Annotated in this window: 20 protein-coding genes; 6 read left to right on the plus strand and 14 right to left on the minus strand. The window is 74.5% G+C overall.

Translation table 11 applies throughout. The features are described 5' to 3' along the window. Positions 1-134: 134 nt before the first annotated feature. The 4 genes from ABT023_RS21975 to ABT023_RS21990 form a co-directional block, all read right to left on the minus strand. Positions 135-422 carry a DUF6510 family protein gene (locus ABT023_RS21975; protein WP_350888255.1) on the minus strand — a complete coding sequence of 96 codons (288 nt, stop codon included), beginning with the start codon at positions 420-422 and terminating at the stop codon, positions 135-137. Between the two features lie 64 nt (positions 423-486). After that, the gene (locus ABT023_RS21980) at positions 487-1233 is read right to left on the minus strand and encodes a ferredoxin reductase (protein ID WP_350888256.1); all 747 of its coding nucleotides are present in this window, start codon (positions 1231-1233) and stop codon (positions 487-489) included. Next, positions 1230-1820: a sulfite oxidase-like oxidoreductase gene (locus tag ABT023_RS21985; RefSeq protein ID WP_350888305.1), complete on the minus strand. Its 591-nt coding sequence runs from the start codon at positions 1818-1820 to the stop codon at positions 1230-1232. The genes ABT023_RS21980 and ABT023_RS21985 overlap by 4 nt, the downstream gene beginning before the upstream one ends. A 168-nt stretch (positions 1821-1988) precedes the next feature. After that, the gene (locus ABT023_RS21990) at positions 1989-3008 is read right to left on the minus strand and encodes a TerC/Alx family metal homeostasis membrane protein (RefSeq protein ID WP_350888257.1); all 1020 of its coding nucleotides are present in this window, start codon (positions 3006-3008) and stop codon (positions 1989-1991) included. Between the two features lie 261 nt (positions 3009-3269). Between ABT023_RS21990 and ABT023_RS21995 the strand changes: the two genes are divergently transcribed. Beyond that, positions 3270-4472, plus strand: coding sequence for a CaiB/BaiF CoA transferase family protein (locus tag ABT023_RS21995; RefSeq protein ID WP_350888258.1), 1203 nt, complete (start codon positions 3270-3272; stop codon positions 4470-4472). Between the two features lie 108 nt (positions 4473-4580). Here the strand turns inward: ABT023_RS21995 and ABT023_RS22000 are convergent, their stop codons facing one another. After that, positions 4581-4994 carry a DUF2267 domain-containing protein gene (locus ABT023_RS22000; RefSeq protein WP_350888259.1) on the minus strand — a complete coding sequence of 138 codons (414 nt, stop codon included), beginning with the start codon at positions 4992-4994 and terminating at the stop codon, positions 4581-4583. Positions 4995-5191: 197 nt separating this feature from the next. Here ABT023_RS22000 and ABT023_RS22005 point away from each other — a divergent pair, with 197 nt between their 5' ends. After that, positions 5192-5461 (plus strand): DUF2795 domain-containing protein, encoded by a 270-nt coding sequence (locus ABT023_RS22005; protein ID WP_350888260.1) that lies wholly within the window; start codon positions 5192-5194, stop codon positions 5459-5461. A 25-nt stretch (positions 5462-5486) separates the two neighbouring features. Further along, positions 5487-6134, plus strand: a complete 648-nt coding sequence (locus tag ABT023_RS22010) for a DUF1345 domain-containing protein (RefSeq protein ID WP_350888261.1) — start codon at positions 5487-5489, stop codon at positions 6132-6134. A 216-nt stretch (positions 6135-6350) separates the two neighbouring features. Here ABT023_RS22010 and ABT023_RS22015 read toward each other — a convergent pair whose 3' ends face one another. The 8 genes from ABT023_RS22015 to ABT023_RS22050 form a co-directional block, all read right to left on the minus strand. Further along, the gene (locus ABT023_RS22015; protein ID WP_350888262.1) at positions 6351-7016 is read right to left on the minus strand and encodes a hypothetical protein; all 666 of its coding nucleotides are present in this window, start codon (positions 7014-7016) and stop codon (positions 6351-6353) included. A 75-nt stretch (positions 7017-7091) separates the two neighbouring features. Next, positions 7092-8063 carry a pirin family protein gene (locus ABT023_RS22020; RefSeq protein ID WP_350888263.1) on the minus strand — a complete coding sequence of 324 codons (972 nt, stop codon included), beginning with the start codon at positions 8061-8063 and terminating at the stop codon, positions 7092-7094. 133 nt (positions 8064-8196) lie between these two features. After that, a complete protein-coding gene (locus ABT023_RS22025) occupies positions 8197-8796 on the minus strand; it encodes a hypothetical protein (protein WP_350888264.1) in 600 nt (199 codons plus the stop codon). Between the two features lie 449 nt (positions 8797-9245). Further along, positions 9246-10079: a DedA family protein gene (locus ABT023_RS22030; protein ID WP_350888265.1), complete on the minus strand. Its 834-nt coding sequence runs from the start codon at positions 10077-10079 to the stop codon at positions 9246-9248. 74 nt (positions 10080-10153) lie between these two features. Continuing rightward, a complete protein-coding gene (locus tag ABT023_RS22035; protein WP_350888266.1) occupies positions 10154-11704 on the minus strand; it encodes a protein kinase domain-containing protein in 1551 nt (516 codons plus the stop codon). Positions 11705-11825: 121 nt separating this feature from the next. After that, positions 11826-12674: an SAM-dependent methyltransferase gene (locus ABT023_RS22040; protein WP_350888267.1), complete on the minus strand. Its 849-nt coding sequence runs from the start codon at positions 12672-12674 to the stop codon at positions 11826-11828. Positions 12675-12779: 105 nt separating this feature from the next. Further along, on the minus strand, positions 12780-13661 hold the full coding sequence (locus ABT023_RS22045) for a Sco1979 family transcriptional regulator (RefSeq protein ID WP_502890737.1): 882 nt from the start codon (positions 13659-13661) through the stop codon (positions 12780-12782). 151 nt (positions 13662-13812) lie between these two features. Then, positions 13813-14052 (minus strand): DUF397 domain-containing protein, encoded by a 240-nt coding sequence (locus ABT023_RS22050; protein ID WP_350888269.1) that lies wholly within the window; start codon positions 14050-14052, stop codon positions 13813-13815. 266 nt (positions 14053-14318) lie between these two features. Between ABT023_RS22050 and ABT023_RS22055 the strand changes: the two genes are divergently transcribed. Continuing rightward, positions 14319-14969 (plus strand): GGDEF domain-containing protein, encoded by a 651-nt coding sequence (locus tag ABT023_RS22055; RefSeq protein ID WP_350888270.1) that lies wholly within the window; start codon positions 14319-14321, stop codon positions 14967-14969. Positions 14970-14996: 27 nt separating this feature from the next. Here ABT023_RS22055 and ABT023_RS22060 read toward each other — a convergent pair whose 3' ends face one another. Continuing rightward, positions 14997-15488, minus strand: a complete 492-nt coding sequence (locus ABT023_RS22060) for a type II toxin-antitoxin system PemK/MazF family toxin (RefSeq protein ID WP_350888271.1) — start codon at positions 15486-15488, stop codon at positions 14997-14999. A 125-nt stretch (positions 15489-15613) separates the two neighbouring features. On the opposite strand from ABT023_RS22060, the gene ABT023_RS22065 reads away from it, so the two are divergent. Next, positions 15614-16216 (plus strand): DUF4291 domain-containing protein, encoded by a 603-nt coding sequence (locus ABT023_RS22065; protein ID WP_350888272.1) that lies wholly within the window; start codon positions 15614-15616, stop codon positions 16214-16216. A 121-nt stretch (positions 16217-16337) separates the two neighbouring features. Next, positions 16338-17597, plus strand: coding sequence for a hypothetical protein (locus ABT023_RS22070; RefSeq protein WP_350888273.1), 1260 nt, complete (start codon positions 16338-16340; stop codon positions 17595-17597). The last annotated feature ends 32 nt before the right edge of the window (positions 17598-17629 follow it).

Genomic DNA, 17629 nt, shown 5'->3' on the forward strand with positions numbered 1-17629 from the left:
CTCCGATCGGGCCGCCCGGCTCCCCGCGCCGCCCCCCCGGGCCCCGCGGCGGCGGCCCGGCGCCGGGCCACCGCTCGGGCGGTCGGGAGGAGCCGGCATCGCGCGGATCGGCGACGCGACGGCGTGCAGGCGCGTCAGAGGGGCCGGGGCTGGTCGGGGGGCATGGGCACCTGGAGGTAGGTGGTGCCGCGCAGGTCCAGCCAGGCCCGGTCGGGCGCCCGGACCAGGCGCAGCATCACCGCCGCGCAGGCCGGGCAGCGGGCGACCAGGCCGGGGGCGTGCGGGTAGACGTGCAGGCCGGCGAGCGGTCCGGTCATGCCGCACGACTGGCAGCGCCCGGTGGCGGTGCTCAGGTCGACGGCGAACAGCTCACGCAGCGGGCCGTCGAGCATGTTGCCGTCCAGGTAGGTCATCTCGGTCATCGGGTCTCCTCGGGCGGGTCGGGGCCGGATCGGCTGGGGCCGGCCGCGTCCGGCCGGGCCTCGGTCAACCGGTCGGGCCGAAACGTTCGGTGCGGACCCGCCGGGGCTGGTGGCCCAGGCCCACCAGCAGGTCCGCCACCGTCTCGACGAAGCCGGTCGGCCCGCAGACGTAACAGAGCGGCTCCAGGTCGGGCGGCCAGCCGTGGACGTTGACGTCGGCCAGCCCGATCCGGTGCGGCTCGCCGCGCCACCCGTCGGGCGCGGCCCGGGTGTACACGTACGCCACGTCGAGGCCCCGGTCGTCGCGGGCGCGGCGACGCAGCTCCTCGGCGTAGAACACGTCGGTCGGGGTGCGCACCGAGTAGACCAGCCGGAACGGCGTCCGGCTGTCGGCGGCCCGGCGGGCCCGGACCATCGCCATCAACGGCACCACGCCCGAGCCGCCGGCAACCAGCAGCACCGGCGCGGTCTGGGTCGGCCGCCAGACGAACCAGCCGCCGACGGGGCCGCGCACCTCCACCGGGTCGCCCGGCGCCCAGACGTCGATCAGGTACGGCGACACCTCGCCGTCGGGCACCCGCTGCACGGTCAGCGCGATCCGGTCACCGTCGGCCGGCCCGGCGAGGGAGTACGACCGGGCTGCCTGATACCCGTCGGACGCGGTGAGCCGGACGTCGACGTGCTGGCCGGGCAGGTGCCCGGGCCAGCCGGGCACGTCGATGACGAGCGTCCGCGCGGTCGGTGTCTCGCCCCGCCGCTCGACCAGCCGGGCCACCCGCCAGGTCAGCGGGGCGTTCGAGGGGGCGTTCAATCGCCGGTGTAGCGCTGCTCGCGCCACGGGTCGCCGTAGGCGTGGTACCCGGCGGTCTCCCAGAAGCCGGGCTCGTCCATGGTCCTGAGCCGGATGCCGCGCACCCACTTCGCGGACTTCCAGAAGTAGAGGTGGGGCACCAGCAGCCGGGCCGGGCCGCCGTGCTCGGCGGGCAGGTCGCGGCCGTCGAAGCGGTGCGCCACCCAGGCCCGGCCGCCGCGCAGGTCGGCCAGCGGCAGGTTGGTGGTGTACCCGCCGTACGAGTGGACCAGGGCGTACGCCGCGTCGGTGTCGACGCCGTCGAGCAGGACGTCCAGCGAGACGCCCTGCCAGGTCGTCGCGATCTTGGACCAGCGGGTGACGCAGTGGATGTCGACGGTCGGGGTGTCCTGGGGCAGGGCGGTGAACTCGGCCCAGGACCAGCGGCGCTCCGCGCCGGTCTCGGTGGTGACGACGAACTCCCAGGTGTCCGGCCGCACCTTCGGGGTGGGGCCGGCGGAGAGCACCGGGAAGTCCTCGGTCAGGTACTGCCCCGGTGGCAGGGCCGGCTCCGCCGAGCGGGGCCGGCCCTGGAAGCCCGGTGACACGATTCCCACCAGTCAGTCGTACCACCTGCCGGATCTCGGCGGCGCCGTTCGTCCGGACCCGCCGGGCGGACGACCACGGCGGACGCGGGTCGGGCCGGAGTCCCGCCCACGCCCGTCGCGCCGTGACCGATGTCGACGGCGGGCGGTGACGCCCGGCCGTCGACGCGGTCAGTGCCGGTCGGCGACGGTCTCCTTGTCGCCGGGTGCGGCGTTGCGGGTGGCCCGGAGGCTGGTGAACGTGACGACGACCAACACGCCGATGATCACCCCGAGCGAGGCCAGCGTGGGGATCTGCGGCACGCCCGGCCAGATCCCGTGCGCCCAGTGCAGGCCGAGTTTCACGCCGATGAAGGCGAGGATGATGGCCAGGCCGTAGCTGAGGTGCACCAGCCGGCTCAGCGCGGCGTGCAGCACGAAGTACAGCGCCCGCAGGCCGAGCAGGGCGAAGGCGTTGGTGGCGAAGACGAGGTACGGGTCCTCGGTGATGCCGTACACGGCGGGCACCGAGTCGACGGCGAAGACGATGTCGGTGGCGAACACCGCGACCACCACGAGGGCGAGCGGGGTGAGCGCCCGGCGACCGTTCTGCCGGACGATCATCCTCGTGCCCTGGTACTCCTCGACGACCGGCATGAACCGGCGGAGCAGCCGCACCGACCGCATCTTGTTGATGTCCACCGTCTGCTCGTGGCCGGAGAGGGCGTCACGGAGCAGCTTGACGGCGGTGACGATGAGGATCGCCGCGAAGATCAGGAAGGCGAAGTCGAGGCGCTGCAGGGCCGCCGCGCCGAGGGCGATGAAGATCGCCCGCAGCACCAGCGCACCGGCGATGCCGTAGAGCAGCACCCGCTGGGCGAGGGCGGCGGGCACCGCGAACGCCGCCAGCAGCAGCATGAAGACGAACAGGTTGTCGACCGAGAGGGACTTCTCGACCAGGTAGCCGGTCAGGTACTCCACGCCCTGCTGGGAGCCGAACCGGGACCAGATCCAGGCGCCGAAGGCCAGCGGCAGGGCGATGTAGAAGGCGGACCAGCCGAGCGCCTCCCTGATCGACACCTCGTGCGGCTTGCGGGTGACGAGGAAGTCCAGCACCAGCAGGGCGAGCACGCCGGCGATGGTGACCGCCCAGAGCATGGGCGTGCCCACCGATGACAACTCACCGGCGGACAGATAAGACAATTCGGTCATGGAATCCCCTCGAACACCCTGTCATGTTCGAGGTCTCCTTCACCCACGTACTCGTGGGCAACCACCCGAGGCGTGCTCCGGGCACGCCGTACTGACCGGAATGATTCGTGGGAAGTACTCCCCTCGTGCGACAAGGTTAGGTCAGCCCGGTCGACTCGCCAAGCCGCGACCCCGGCCGTCACCAGCGGTGATCGGGCCGGGACGCGCGGAGCGGATCCCCGACGCCTTACGGGACAAACGCGAAACGCCTATGGTGGCCCGATGGACGAGCGCGCGAGCCACCCCGACGCGGGCCGGTCGGCGGCCGGCGGCGGGGCCGGCCCGCTGGCCGGGGTGCGGGTGGTCGAGCTGGCCGGCATCGGCCCCGGCCCGTTCGCCGCGATGATGCTGGCCGACCTGGGCGCCGACGTGATCCGGGTGGACCGGGCCACCGACGTCGACCCGTCGGCGTTCGGCACCCCCCACCCGGACCTGCTCAACCGGGGCCGCCGTTCAGTCGCGGTGGACCTGAAGTCGGCCGGCGGCCGGGACGCGGTGCTGGCCCTGGTCGGCCGCGCGGACGCGCTGGTCGAGGGCTTCCGCCCCGGGGTGACCGAGCGGCTCGGCCTGGGCCCCGCCGACTGCCGTGCGGTCAACCCCCGCCTGGTGTACGGGCGGATGACCGGCTGGGGGCAGGACGGCCCGCTCGCCCCCTACGCCGGGCACGACATCGACTACCTGGCCCTGACCGGGGCGCTGCACGGCATCGGCCGGTCCGGTGAGCGTCCGGTGCCGCCGTTGAACCTGCTCGGCGACTTCGGCGGCGGCGGGATGATGCTGGCCCTGGGCATCGTCTCGGCCCTGTACGCCGTCCGGGCCGGAGCGCCCGGACAGGTGATCGACGCGGCCGTCGTGGACGGGGTGGCGGTGCTGTCCACCCAGGTCCACGCGCTGCGCCGGCTCGGCCTTTGGCAGGACCCGCGCGGGGTCAACCTGCTCGACGGCGGCGCGCCGTTCTACGACACGTACGAGTGCGCGGACGGCCGCCACCTCGCCGTCGGAGCCCTGGAGTCCCGCTTCTACGCGGAGCTGGTCCGGCGTACCGGCTTCCCGCTGCCCGGCGACGAGGCGCCGGACCGCGACGACCCGGCGAACTGGCCGGCGCTGCGTGCGGCGTGGGCGCGGCTGTTCCGCACCCGAACCCGCGACGAGTGGACGGCGCTGCTCGGCTCCTCGGACGCGTGCGTCACGCCGGTGCTGGACTGGCGGGAGGCGCCGGAGCACCCGCACCTGACGGCCCGGGGGGTGTTCGTGGAGCACGCCGGGGCGACCCAGCCGGCGCCCGCGCCCCGGTTCACCGAGACACCGACGGCGCTGCGCCGGCCGCCCCCGCACCCGGGCGAGCACACCGACGAGGTGCTGGCGGAGGCCGGCCTCGCCGCCGACCGGATCGCCGCCCTGCGCGCCGCCGGCGCGGTCGCCTGAGGGTCGCCGCCTCGATGGGCGGCCCCGGGTGGCACGACGCCGACACGTTCGCTGAACCCGGCCGGCACCACCCGGGCCGGGGTTCGCCGCCGGGGGCCGGTCGGCCGGTCAGGCTCGGCGCGGGACGGCCGCCCCCGGGGCGAGCGCCGGCTCGACCATGTCCCGGTAGTCGCGCGGCATCTGGATCACGATGTCGTCGAACTCCCCGCCGCTGACCGCCTCGCGCAGGGTCACGAACACCGCCCGGACGGCGTCCCGGGCGGCCCGCTCGTCCAGGCCGGCCCGCTGGCCGACCCGGGCGACGAACTCGGCCGCGCCGAACCGGTCGGCGGCCTCGGTGTCCGGGCTCGGCCGCAGCACCAGCTGCAACGGCTTCGGCAGCTGCGCCGCGAGGTCGAGGACCTCGCCACCGGTCAGCCGCTCCGCCAGGGTCTCCAGCGTGGCGCGGGTCAACTCCACGGCCCGCTCCCCGGGGACCTGTGCCCGCAGGGCCACCTGTTCGACGAAGGTGTCGTAGTTCATGGTGCTCCTTCCGCTGCCTCGGGCCGGTCGCGTACCCGGCCTGCGGGGCCGGAAACGGCGGTTCGGCCGGATCGACCCGACCGGGCCGTGTCCGCGATTTCCCCCGCGACGGACGGGCGTGGGCGGCCGGCGGGTGGGTAACCGCGGCCGGTCGTGAAGTCGTGAACCGGATCGCACCGGCGAGGAGAGCCCACACCATGGCGAGTTACGACGACGTCCTGCGGTACCTGTCCAGCCTCGACTACCCGGCCGGGAAGGCCGACGTGGTACGCGAGGCGCAGCGGGAGGGGGCGCCGCCGGACGTGCTGCGCGCGTTGCGGGCCCTGCCCCCGGTCGACTACGCCAACGGCAACGAGGTGGCCCGGTCCGCCAGGATCGACGCCGCCCCGGAGATCGGCAGGTCGCAGCGCGCGGCGCAGGCCCGAAACCCGCACACCCGGATCTCGCAGCACCTGCGCGGCATCTGAGCGCCGCGCCAACGGGGGCGGGTGAGTGCGCGGCAGGGACGGGCACACCCCGGCGGTGGTCCAGCTCGCTGTGCTCGGGCTGGCCGGCGGGCTGGGCGGCGGCCTGTTCGCGCTCGTCGGCCCGCCGGCCCTCGGCCCCCTCGTGGGCTGGGACGCGGCGGCCCTGAGCTGGCTGGTGCTGGTCTGGCGCACGCTGTGGCCGTCGGACGCCGACCGGACCGCCCGGCTCGCCGTACGCGAGGACCCGAACCGGCCCACCCGCGACCTCCTGCTGCTGGTCGCCTGCCTGGCCAGCCTGCTCGCCGTCGCGGTCGTGCTGGTCACCGCGCGCGGCGCCCGGCCGGGGCCGGCGCGGGACGCCTACGGCGTGCTGGGGGTGGCCAGCGTGCTGCTGTCCTGGCTGGTGGTGCACACCGTCTTCACCGCCCGGTACGCCCGGATCTACTACGGCGGACCCGACGGCGGGGTGATGTTCCACCAGGCGCAGCGCCCGCGCTACTCGGACTTCGCCTACCTGGCGTTCACGGTGGGGATGACCTTCCAGGTCTCCGACACGAACCTGACCAGCAACGAGATGCGTACGACCGTGCTGCGGCACGCGCTGGTGTCGTACCTGTTCGGGGCGGTGATCATCGCCGCGACGGTGAACCTGCTGGCCGGGCTCGTCAGGTGAGCGGACCGCCCGGAGACAGGCGGGCGCCCCGGGCCACGAACCGCGACCTGGGGCGCACGCAGAACCTGTCTCCCGGCGGTGACCGCGACCCGAACCGGGTCGCACCGCCGGACGGCCACGTCCGCCCGAACCGGGCGAACTCGACTGCCGAGATCATCATAGCTTCCGCCATCGTACTTACGGTCAAATTTCGAGGAACTGTGGGCCGGCACACGTTCAGTCGGTCAGCTCGGCGTACCGCTTCTCCAGGTCCACCCGGGCGAGCGCGCCGACCAGCCAGGCCAGCCGCTCCGACTCGCCGCCGCCTGCCAGGTGGGCGAGATCGGTCGCGGACCGCCCCAGGCCGAGCCGGCGGGCCGCCGCGAGCGCCCGTCGGTCCGCCACCGGGGCCACCTCCCGCCACAGCGCCTGCGCCTCGCGCAGGAACAGGTCGACCACCCCGGCGTCGACGCCGGGCAGTTCGGCCAGCAGCGCCCGCTCGCCGGCCGGGTCGTGGTGCCCCGCGGCGCGCAGCCGGCGCAGGTCGCCCCGATACCGATCCACCACGGCACGGGCGAGGTCGCCCAGGGTGTCGGCGAGGGCGTCCACGTCACCGCGCTGCCCGGCCGCCCGCAGCACCCGCACCCGGTCGGCGTGCAGCGAACGGGCCATCCGGGCCGCGCTGTCCCAGCCGGCGTCGCGCAGCGCGGCGGCGGTGTCCAGGGCCCGCCGGAAGTCGCCCCGCCGGGCCAGCAGGACCGACAGGACGAGGAGCTGGAACAGGCTGGACGGATTGTTGGTGACCCGGAACCCGTACTGCTCGGCGAACCCTCGCCCGCTGCCGGCGAGCCGGCGAGCCAGTCGTTTCTTGTCCTCGATGCTGGAGATCGCAATGGTCGGCATGCCCGCGACTACCCGCGTCGCCACCCGCCACGCCTCCACCCGCCGGCCCCTGTGCCGCCCGGCCCCGCCCGGGGTTCAGGCCCGGATGTCGCCGTGCCGGGTGCGGGCCTTGAGCCGGGTGGTCGGCAGCGCGGGCGCCGGCAGCGGCGGCGCGTCGTCGTCGGCCACCGTCCCGAACCTGCGGCCGGCCGCCCAGTCCTCGCGGGCCGCGGCGACCTCCTCGTGCGACCGGCCGACGAAGTTCCACCACATCACCAGCGGCTCCTCGAACGGCGCCCCGCCGAGCAGCAGCAGCCGGCTGTCCGGCGCCGCGCTCAGGGTGAGGCTCTCCCGGCCGGCGCCGAGGTAGAGCAGCGCACCCGGCTCCAGCGGCACGTCACCCACCTGGGCGGAACCGGACATCGCCAGCAGGCCGTACTCGAAGTCGCGGCGCAGCGGCAGCCGGGCCGGCCCCGCGCCCCGGGCCGTGAGCTGTGCGCCGACCAGCGGGGTGTGCAGCACCGCCGGGGACCGTTCCCCGCCCAGCTCGCCGGCCAGCAGCGTGACGTCGAGGTCGCCGTCGCGCCACACCGGCAGGTCCTCGTGGTGGGCGAAGTCGGGCGCCGCCGCCCGCGCCGGGTCCGGCAGGGCCACCCAGAGCTGTACGCCGTGCATCACCGGCGGATGCGCCGCCGGCGACCGCTCCGAGTGGGCGATGCCGTGGCCGGAGGTCATCACGTTGAGCTGCCCCGGCCGGATCGGCTGGACGTTGCCGAGGCTGTCCCGGTGCACGATCTCCCCGTCGAGCAGCCAGGTGACCGTCTGCAACCCGGTGTGCGGGTGCGGCGGCACCTCCATACCGGGCCGCTCGGCGACGTCGTCCGGCCCGAAGTGGTCGACGAAGCACCAGGCCCCGACCATCCGCCGCCGGCGCTGCGGCAGCAGCCGACGCACCGTCGTGTAGCGGCCGAGCGGCACGTCGTGCCCGGGCAGCAGCACGCTGCCCGGATCGGCGGGCGCCACGCCGGGCGGTCGCGTCTGTGCCGGCAGGGATTCGGTACGGTCCACCGTCCGACTGTACGCTCAGCCCCCCTCGCCGGTCACCGAGTCGGACGCGCAGACGCCGCCGGCCGGTCCCCGGGGTGTCGGGGACCGGCCGGCGGCGGTGCCGTAGTGGTGCGGTGGTGTCGTGGTGCGGGTGTCAGCTGTTCCAGTGCTCGGCGACGAGGTCGGCTGCCTGCTGCTCCCACTGCGCGTACGCGTCGGGGTACGCCGACACCTGCACGGTCTGCGCAGCCTCGGTCAGCGGCATGTCCTGCCACCCGTCGACCTGCTTCAGACCCTTCAGGAACGCCAGCGTCGAGTACTCCGGATCGGTGATCTGCTCCACCGTGCCCCAACCCGACGACGGACGCTGCTGGAACAGGCCCCGCGAGTCATGATCGTTACGGTCACCCAGATGGCCCAGGTTCTCCAACTTCGACTCCTGCAAAGACGTGCCGACCGAGATCACAGCGGCCCGCTCGCCCATACCGGCCTTCTTCGTCGCGGCCACGATCGCCTTCACGTTCGCGGTCTGCTCGTCGCCGAGCGCGATGCGGGACTGCTCACCCCGCACACCGTGCGGAATCAGCTTGCCCTCGTCCACACCCGGCTTGTCAGCCTGCACGGCCACAACCGTCGGGGCGGCGCTCGACCCGGCGGTCGGGGCGGTGGTGGCGTGCAGCGGACCGGCGGCCAGACCACCGGCGAACGCCAGACCAGCGATACCGAGAACGCTCTTACGCATGAACGTGTTCATCAGGGTGACTCCAATCGGGGGTCGACACACCCCACCCCAGGGGAAAAAGGGTGAGCATGTGAGCACCACGTCGAGGCGCCCAAAAGATCAAAAAGGGGGAAAACCCATCCGGCAACCCACCGCACCCCGGGGGGGTGCTGGCGGCGGCGGGACCATGTGCAACGACCGGCCGCCCACCCACATTCCACCAATGAAGTCACCGGGGGGTCGGGCAGCTCAGCAGCGGCGTGCGCTACTCGATCGTCCGCCATGTGTAACGACCCCAGGCCCGCCCATGTTCCGCCGGACGGATGCCGCCGGTCACACCCCCAAAACCCCCCAAACACCCCACCCTTCTGCGCGGTGATCAAGAGGTACGTCGGATTCGGGGCGCGAACCTGACGCAAACCTCCTGATCACCGAAGGCGGGGGTAGGCCGGCCGGGTGCGCGGGGCGACGGGCCACCGGGGTCAGCGCTCGGGCCCTCCCCGCCAGGACCCGCTGCGGTAGACGGTCCCCCGGTACTCACGCGCCCCACCGAACTCCGGCCCGACCGACGGCGACGCCTCCGCGTCCGAGGCGTGGACAGCGTCGACCGGGGCGATCGGGTCGGGCCTGTCGACGGGCAGCCGTCGGGCGGCGCGGGCACGCCGCACCCGGGTGACGACGAACCAGCCGAGCGCCACCGCGCACACCACGATGACCACGTTCTGGAACGTGCCGACGTAGCCCTCGACGACGTGCCACTTCTCCCCGAGCAGATAGCCCGCCATCACGAAGATCGTGTTCCAGATCAGGCTGCCCAGGGTCGTGAACAGCAGGAAGGTCGGCACCGGCATCCGTTCCACGCCGGCCGGGATCGAGATGAGGCTGCGGAACACCGGGATCATCCGGCCGAAGAACACCGCCTTGACCCCGTGCCGGAGGAACCACGCCTCCGTCCGGTCGACGTCCTCGAGCTTGACCAGCGGCAGTCGCGCGACGATGGCGCGCATCCGGTCCCGGCCCAACATGGCACCGATCACGTACAGCGCGAGGGCACCCACCACGGAGCCGAGGGTGGTCCAGCCGATCGCCCCGACCAGGCTCATTCTTCCCTGGCTGGCGACGAAACCGGCCAGCGGCAGGATCACCTCGCTGGGGATGGGCGGGAAGAGATTCTCAAGCGCGACCGCCAGTCCCGCGCCGGGACCGCCCAGCCGTTCGACCAGTCCCGTGACGAATCCCACGGGCCCGTCGGAGCCAGGCTCGGGACCGGCGGCGACCGTACGGGGGAAGGGCAGGAGCGGTTGCGTGCTGATCATCCGACAAAGCTAATGACCGTCGCCGCCGACTGCCATGCCGTCACCCGCCGCAGTCGCGCGGGGGCTGAGGGCGGTCAGTCCGCCTCGACACCGCGCAAGTGGCCGTACCCGGTGAGCAGGTCGCGCAGCCGGTTCGCCACCGCCGCGCCGAGCCGGTCCCGCTCCACCGCCTCGGAGACCCGTTCGAGCAGGTCCCTGACCCGCTTGACCCGGTCCTTGAGCTTCACCCGGTTCAGCGCCTCGGCCTTGTCGCGCAGCTCGTCGGCGGTCTTCCGGTCGACCTCGCCGCGGGCCTGCGCCTCGTCGACCACTGCGATGAACTCGGCGGCCAGCTCGCGCAGGGTGACCGGGCGGGTTCGAGTGGTGGTCGACGAGGCCGGGCGCGGCGCGGCGCTGGTCGGCGCGGGGGCCGCGGCCCGCGTCGTCGTCGGCCGGGGAGCCGGAGTGGTCACGTCGGGTGCGGCGGCCGGCGGGGCCGGGGACCCGCCGCCGAGGGCGAACAGCCCGACCACCAGCGCCACCCCGGCCGCGACAAGGACGCCGAGCAGCCGGTTCCCGTGCCGCGACCGCCCGGACGAGGCGACCGAGGACGACCCACCCGAAGGCGAGGCGACCGAGGCCGAGGCCGAGGCGGGGAACGACGACGCGGCCGAGGGTGCGGCGGGGAACGGCGACGCGTACCGGGTCGCCGGGCCGGGGGCGGCACGGGTGGCGGGTGGGCCGGCCCGGTCGATCAGGGTCAGCGGGTGGGATGCGGCCGGAGGCACGACGGGCAGGAGCGCGGTAGGTGGTTCCGCCGGGGGCGCCGCGCCGAGCCGGGCGGCCAACTCGGCGGCGGTGGGTCTGCGGGCGGGATCGACGTCCAGGCAGGCGAGGGTGAGCGCGGCGACGTCCGGGGGCAGCCCGGTGACCCGCAGCGGCGGCACCGGCACCCGCCGGGCGTGCACCTCGACGGCGTCCGCCCAGGTCTGCACGGGCAGCGGGGCGCTGCCGGTGAGGGCCCGGTAGAGCAGTGCGCCGAGGGCGTAGACGTCGCTGGCCGGGTCCGGCGGCCCGGGGGTCATCCGCTCGGGCGCGACGTACCCCGGGGTGCCCATCATCAGCTCGCCGCTGTGACCGGAGGACGGGCCGGCGAGCGCGGCGATGCCGAAGTCGAGCACCTTGGCACCGGTCCCGGTGAGCATGACGTTGCCCGGCTTGACGTCCCGGTGCACCACGCCGATGCGGTGCGCGGCGGCGAGGGCGGCGGCGACCTGCCCGGCCACCCGGACGGCCTCCGGCCAGGGCAGCGGGCCGGCGGTGAGCCGGTCGGCCAGGCTGTGCCCGTCGACCAGCTCCATCACCAGGTAGGGAAGCACGGTGCCGCCGGCCAGGGTGGCCTCGCCGTAGTCGTACACCTGGGTGACGTGCGGATGGGTGAGCCGGGCGGCGGCCCGGGCCTCGCGCTGGATGGTGGCGCGCAGCTGCGGGTCGGCGGCGGGCTGCCCCGCGAGCGCCTTGACCGCGACGGGACGGTGCAGCACCTCGTCGTCGGCAAGCCACACCTCGGACATCCCGCCGAGGCCGATGCGCGCGCGCAGGACGTACCGGTCGTGCAGCCGCAGGCCGGGGGTGAACGGCGACATGGGGGTCAGTCTGCCTGCCGGACCGGGGCGGGCACCAGCCGCGGTACCCGGCCGGGACCACGATGCCCGACCATGGGAGCAGCCATGTGCGGGTGCCCCGGGACGGGCGCGCCAGGGCCGGTCAGGGCTTGCGCGCCACGGCCGCGTACAGGCTGACGTCGGCCGCCGAGGGCCGGGGCTGCGGCTCCGCGGCGGCACGCCACTCGGCTGCGGAGACGATGCCCGGCTCGACCAGTTCCAGGCCGTCGAAGAACCGGGTGAAATCGGCCAGGCTGCGCAGGTAGAGCGCGCCGTACCCGCCCCCGTTCCTCGTCGCCGCCCTGGCGTCCTCGCCGACCTGCGCCGGGAGGTGGTCGTACGTGGCGTGCGTGGCGGCCAGGTGGCTGCCCGGGGGCAGGGCGTCCAGCAGCCGCCGGACCAGGGCGTACGGCTCGTCCGGGTCGGGCAGGAAGTGCAGGATCGCCACCAGTATCAGCGCCACCGGCTGCCCGAGATCGACGGTGCGCCGCAGGTCGGGGTGGGAGAGGATCTTCTCCGGGTCGCGAAGGTCGGCGTCGATGTAGGCGGTGGCGCCCTCGGGTGCGCTGGTCAGCAGGGCACGGGCGTGGGCGAGCACGATGGGGTCGTTGTCGACGTACACCACCCGGGTCTGCGGGGCGACGGCCTGGGCGACCTCGTGGGTGTTGTCGGCGGTGGGGATGCCGGTGCCGATGTCGAGGAACTGCCGCATGCCGGCCTCGCGGGCCAGGTAGCGCACCGCTCGCTGGAGGAAGCGGCGGTTCTCCAGGGCGGTGACGCGGATGGTCGGGAAGGCCGCGGCCATCGCGTCACCCGAGTCGCGGTCGGCCTGGAAGTTGTCCTTGCCGCCCAGCCAGTAGTTGTAGCGGCGGGCGGGATGCGCCACCGAGGTGTCGATCCGGTCGCTGCGGTGGACGGGGTCGGTCGGGGCACCGGGGGCATCGGTGGTCAAGGCTCCTCCATGCTCTGCGCTGGCATCGCGCGCCGACGTCCGTCCACTGTCGTCGGTCCCGACCATGCTAGAGGCTCCCGGGCCGACTGCGCGCCCGGGAACCCGTCACCCCGGAAAGATCTCGTCACGCAGCCGGGCCAGCAGCTCCGGCGTTCGCTCCGGGGGCTCGGCCTCCACGCAGAGGCGCTCCATGGCCGCGGCGTAGTAGTCGAGGTCCTCGCGCTTGTCGAGGTAGATGGCGCTGGTGAGCTGTTCGATGTAGACGATGTCCGGCAGGTCCTGGTCGCCGAAGCGCAGGATGGTGAAGGCACCGCCTGCGGCGGCGTGCCCGCCCGCCTCGAACGGGATTATCTGCAACCGCACGTGCGGCGACCGGGTCGCCTCGATCAGGGCGGCGAACTGGCCGCGCATCACCTCGGGGCCACCGATCGGTCGGCGCAGCGCGGCCTCGTCGACCACCGCCCACAGTTGGGGCGGCTGCGGGCGGCGCAGCAGCTCCTGGCGCTGCATGCGCAGGCCCACCCGCCGGTCGATCTCGTCCGCGCCGGCGCCGCGGTGGCCGAGCAGGACGACCGCCCGGGCGTACTCCGGGGTCTGGAGCAGACCGGGCACGAACTGGACCTCGTAGCTGCGGATCAGCGCGGCGGCCGCCTCCAGGCCCAGGTAGGACTGGAACCAGGACGGCAACACGTCGCCGTAACGGTGCCACCAGCCCGGACTGTTGGCGTCCCGGGCAAGCTTGAGCAGGGCCTCGCGCTCCTCGGAATCGGTGACCCCGTAGTGGCTGAGCAGGTCGGCGACGTCGCGCTCCTTGAAGCCGACCCGGCCCAGCTCCATCCGGCTGATCTTCGATTCGGAGGCCCGGATCTCCCAGCCGGCGCCCTCCCTGGTCACCCCGACGGACTCACGCAGGCGGCGCAGTTGGGCGCCGAGCAGCATGCGCAGCACGGTCGGGCCGGTGGCTGGGCCACCTTCCGTGGGAACCATCGTCACGTGCCGACCTCCGCTTGCCAGCCTCCGTCAACCGGGCCCCGACCCCGGCCGACGTGTAAGCATGCCATGGACCGACAGTGAGGTGTACCCGCCCGAGGCGTGTTTTGGTCCCATCGACGGGACGGAGCCGGCTGGTTACCCTGGGTCAGGCGATCAGATCGTCGAAGTCCCCGTCCCGGGCGCCGAGCACGAAGGCGGCGATCTCGTCCACCGTGTAGATCAGCGCCGGCCCCTCGGGGTGGCGCGAGTTGCGCAGGGCGATCCCGCCGCCGCCGGGGAGTTCGGCCAACTCGACGCAGTTGCCGCTGGGGTTGCTCCGTCGGCTCTTCTGCCAGTTCAGCGGGGGAAGCTGCGCGGCGGGAACGCCGTTGTGGGGCTGCTGCATGGGGGCGTCTTTCTCTTCAAGAGCCTGCCTATGCCGCGGGGAGGAGCGGTGCTGGCGAGGGGGTGGGTCGAAAACGATTCTGCTGCACGTGCATCTGCTATTGCATCTGCACCGGACAACGAGCATGATAACGCACGTGCGGTGTACCCATTCGTTCACTTTGGGTTACTCAAATCGAGGCCGCACCAGGGAAAACGCGGGTGTGTAGGAACGCGCCGGCCGGCACCGGGCAGGGCCAGCGGGCGGACGCGGCGAGGGGAGGGTTCGTGCCGGATCCGTTGACCATCGCGTCCGGCATCTCGGCCGCCGGGGCCCTCGTGTCCGCGTGGCAGCTACGCCGCCGTGCCCTGCTGGCCGAGGCGGAGATCGAGCATCTCCAGGCGGAACTCGCCGCCGAACGGCACGCCGCGAGCCACGATCCGCTCACCGGGCTGCCCAACCGACGGGCCTTCTTCCGGCTGGCCGCCAATCTGCTCACCGACGCCGTCGGCCAGCCGCTGATCGCGGTGGTGCTCGACCTGGACGACTTCAAGCAGGTCAACGACCGCTACGGGCACGCCGCCGGGGACCGGGTGCTGATCAGCGTGGCCGAGCGGCTGGCCGCGTTCGCCGGCGACAACCTGGTGGCCCGCCTCGGCGGCGACGAGTTCGCCGGCCTGCTGACCAGCCCGACGGTCGACCGACGGTGGATCGAGCACGCCTCCCGCCGGCTCTGCGAGGCGCTCGCCGCGCCCATCCCGCTCGACGGTCTCAGCCTCCGGGTCACCGCCTCGGTCGGCCTGGCCCCGGTGACCGGCCCCGCCCAGCTCACCGAGGCGCTCGACCGCGCCGACGCGGCCATGTACCGGGCCAAGAGCGTCGGCGCGTCCAGCCCCACCCGGCAGCTCGTGGACAGCGCGCACCTCGCCGAGTGTTGACCGCCCGGGCCGGGCGGCGGCATGGGGTCAGCGCCAGCCGTAGCCGGCACGCAGGGCCTGGCCGACCCGGTCGAAGCGGGGCCGGTCCAGCACCGCGCCCTCGCGCCGGATGCTGTCCTCCCGCATGGTGAGCACCCGATCGAGGCGTACCCAGCTCGGCCGGTTGTCGCGGTCCCAGGCGCCGGGGCCGAGGGAGAGCCAGTGCCGCTGGCCGTCCCGCTCGCTCTGACTGGACAGCATCAGGCCGAACAGGGTGCGGCTGGCCCGGCCGACGACCAGGACCGGCCGGTCCTTGCCCTGCCGGGGGTCGTCCTCGTAGGGGACCCAGGTCCAGACGACCTCGCCCGGGTCGGCCTGCCCGTCGGGTTCCGGGGCGTAGCTGAGCTCCCGCCGCTGCAACGCCGCGACCTGCCGACGCCGCGCGACCTGGGCCGGAATCGGACCGGGGGTACGCGTCGGGGCGACCCCACGGGTCACCCGCCCCAGCCGGGACGCCACGCTCCTCAACAGACCTGCCACGCCGGGCAGCCTAGCCCCTCCCCCGGCACCGCCGCCGAACGGCGTCGGGCACAAAGCGACGGGCCAGGAGCGGTGGAGACGAAAAGCGGTGGAGGCGGGGCGGCCCGACCCGCGACGATGCCGACGTGACCATCCCCCTGCGCCAGATCCGCGCCCGGTACACCGCCGACACCCTGACCGTGTACCAGGCGTACCCGCCGGAGATCGCCGGGCCGGCGGTGGCGGCGGGCCGGTTCGTGCCCCCGTTCAAGCGGGACCGGATGACCTGGATCAAGCCGTCGTTCCGCTGGATGATGTACCGCTGCGGTTGGGCCCGGAAGCCGGGCCAGGAGCGGGTGCTCGCCGTCGAGATCACCCGCGCCGGATTCGAGTGGGCCCTGACGCACGCCTGCCTCAGCGGCTACGAGCCCGACCTGCACGCCGACCGGGACGGCTGGGCCCGGCGGCTGCGCGCCAGCCCGGTGCGGGTGCAGTGGGACCCGGAGCGGACCGTGCGGGCGCAGCCGCTGCCCCACCGGTCCCTGCAGATGGGCCTGGCCGGCGAGGCGGCCCGGCGGTACGTCGACGAGTGGATCGTCGGGATCACCGACGTCACCGCGACGGCCCGCGCGGTCCGGGCCCGGCTGGAGGCGGGCGACGACTCCTCCGCCGGGGCGCTGCTGCCCACGGAGCGCCCCTACCCGCTGCCGACCGGGGTGGGCGACGCCGTCGCCGTCCACCCCGGCTGACGTCCGCACCGCCGCGCACCCGCTGGCCTTGCGGGCACACCGACCGACGCTGGCGGCGGGCCAGCTTCATCCACCGCCGGCTGCGGTCGTGAGGACCGGCCGGAGCGGGCACAGTGGGAGCATGACGACAGACCTCCACGGCCCGCTGGCCCGCTACGCCGCCCGGCTGCACGGCTCGGTCGGCGACCGGCACCACGTCGCGTCCCCGCTGGGCGCCTGGCTGCTGCTCGCGTTGTGCGGGTCGGCCGTCCCCGACCGGGGCGCCGACGGCCTCGCCGACGCGCTGGGCACCGACCCGGCGACGGCGGCGCGGACCGCCGCCGCGCTGCTCGACGCCCCGCACCCGCTGGCACCGGCCGCCACCGCCGTCTGGCACCGGCCGGACGCGGACACCGACGCGCTGGCCGCCTGGCGGGCCACCCTCCCCCGCGCCACGGAGACCGGCCCACTGCCGGACCAGGCCGGCCTGGACGCCTGGGCACGCAGGCACAGCGCGGGCCTGCTCGACAGGTTCCCGCTGACCCTCTCCCCCCGCGTCGTGCTCGCGCTGGCCTCGGCCGTGGCCACCCGGATCTCCTGGGCCGACCCGTTCGACCTCGCCCCGGCCGCGGCGCTGGGGCCGGACAGCCCCTGGGCCGGGCGGCTGACCCGGGTGCTGCGCACCCCGGCGTACGGGCATCGGGCGTGGATCGCCGCGACGCCGGAGGCGGGCGACGTCGTCGTGCACACGGCGGCGGCCGAACCGGGGGGCGGGAACGAGGCCGCCGGACCCGGGGACGGGGCCGGGCTGCTGGTCGTGTCGGTGGCCGCCGCTGCCGGGGTCGCCCCCGCCGACGTGCTCGCCGCCGCGTACCGGATCGCGGCCGACGCCGATGCCGACGAGCCCACCGGCCGGCGGTCGCTGTTCGACCTGCCGCTGGGCGCGACGCCGCTGTGGACGTTGCGTGAGGAGACCGTCCGCACCCACGCCCGCGACCGCCGGGAGGAGCGGCACGCGGCGGCGCTGCCCTGCTGGTCGGCCCGCGCCGAGCACGACCTGACCGGGCCGGGGCTCGGGTTCTCCGCCCTCGCCCCGGTCCTCGCCCCACTGGTCGGGGGCACCGACATCGAGGCACGGCAGGTTGCCGTCGCCCGGTACAGCCGGTACGGGTTCGAGGCCGCGGCCGTGACCGGGGTGTTCGGGACGGTGAGCCTGCCCCCGGAGGGGGTGGCCCGCACCGCCGAGCTGCGCTTCGGCCACCCGTACGCGGTGGTGGCCGTCGCCACCGACCGGCAGGGCGGCGGGGTGGGCCCGTGGCACGGGGTGCCGGTCTTCTCCGGCTGGGTCGCCGAGCCCGGCGACGTTCCCGAGGCCGATCTCGTCGACCCACCCCAAGGCTGACCGCCCGCCCTTCACGGGCGCTCGGGGGGGCC

This window comes from Micromonospora sp. NPDC002296, assembly GCF_040296145.1.
Lineage (GTDB): Bacteria > Actinomycetota > Actinomycetes > Mycobacteriales > Micromonosporaceae > Micromonospora.

What these genes read in the sequence shown, in the direction of transcription:
- ABT023_RS21975 (WP_350888255.1), bottom strand. Translation starts at nt 422, where the DNA reads ATGACCGAGATGACCTACCTGGACGGCAACATGCTCGACGGCCCGCTG.
- ABT023_RS21990 (WP_350888257.1), bottom strand. Translation starts at nt 3,008, where the DNA reads ATGACCGAATTGTCTTATCTGTCCGCCGGTGAGTTGTCATCGGTGGGC.
- ABT023_RS21995 (WP_350888258.1), top strand. Translation starts at nt 3,270, where the DNA reads ATGGACGAGCGCGCGAGCCACCCCGACGCGGGCCGGTCGGCGGCCGGC.
- ABT023_RS22000 (WP_350888259.1), bottom strand. Translation starts at nt 4,994, where the DNA reads ATGAACTACGACACCTTCGTCGAACAGGTGGCCCTGCGGGCACAGGTC.
- ABT023_RS22005 (WP_350888260.1), top strand. Translation starts at nt 5,192, where the DNA reads ATGGCGAGTTACGACGACGTCCTGCGGTACCTGTCCAGCCTCGACTAC.
- ABT023_RS22015 (WP_350888262.1), bottom strand. Translation starts at nt 7,016, where the DNA reads ATGCCGACCATTGCGATCTCCAGCATCGAGGACAAGAAACGACTGGCT.
- ABT023_RS22025 (WP_350888264.1), bottom strand. Translation starts at nt 8,796, where the DNA reads ATGAACACGTTCATGCGTAAGAGCGTTCTCGGTATCGCTGGTCTGGCG.
- ABT023_RS22030 (WP_350888265.1), bottom strand. Translation starts at nt 10,079, where the DNA reads ATGATCAGCACGCAACCGCTCCTGCCCTTCCCCCGTACGGTCGCCGCC.
- ABT023_RS22035 (WP_350888266.1), bottom strand. Translation starts at nt 11,704, where the DNA reads ATGTCGCCGTTCACCCCCGGCCTGCGGCTGCACGACCGGTACGTCCTG.
- ABT023_RS22045 (WP_502890737.1), bottom strand. Translation starts at nt 13,661, where the DNA reads ATGGTTCCCACGGAAGGTGGCCCAGCCACCGGCCCGACCGTGCTGCGC.
- ABT023_RS22050 (WP_350888269.1), bottom strand. Translation starts at nt 14,052, where the DNA reads ATGCAGCAGCCCCACAACGGCGTTCCCGCCGCGCAGCTTCCCCCGCTG.
- ABT023_RS22070 (WP_350888273.1), top strand. Translation starts at nt 16,338, where the DNA reads ATGACGACAGACCTCCACGGCCCGCTGGCCCGCTACGCCGCCCGGCTG.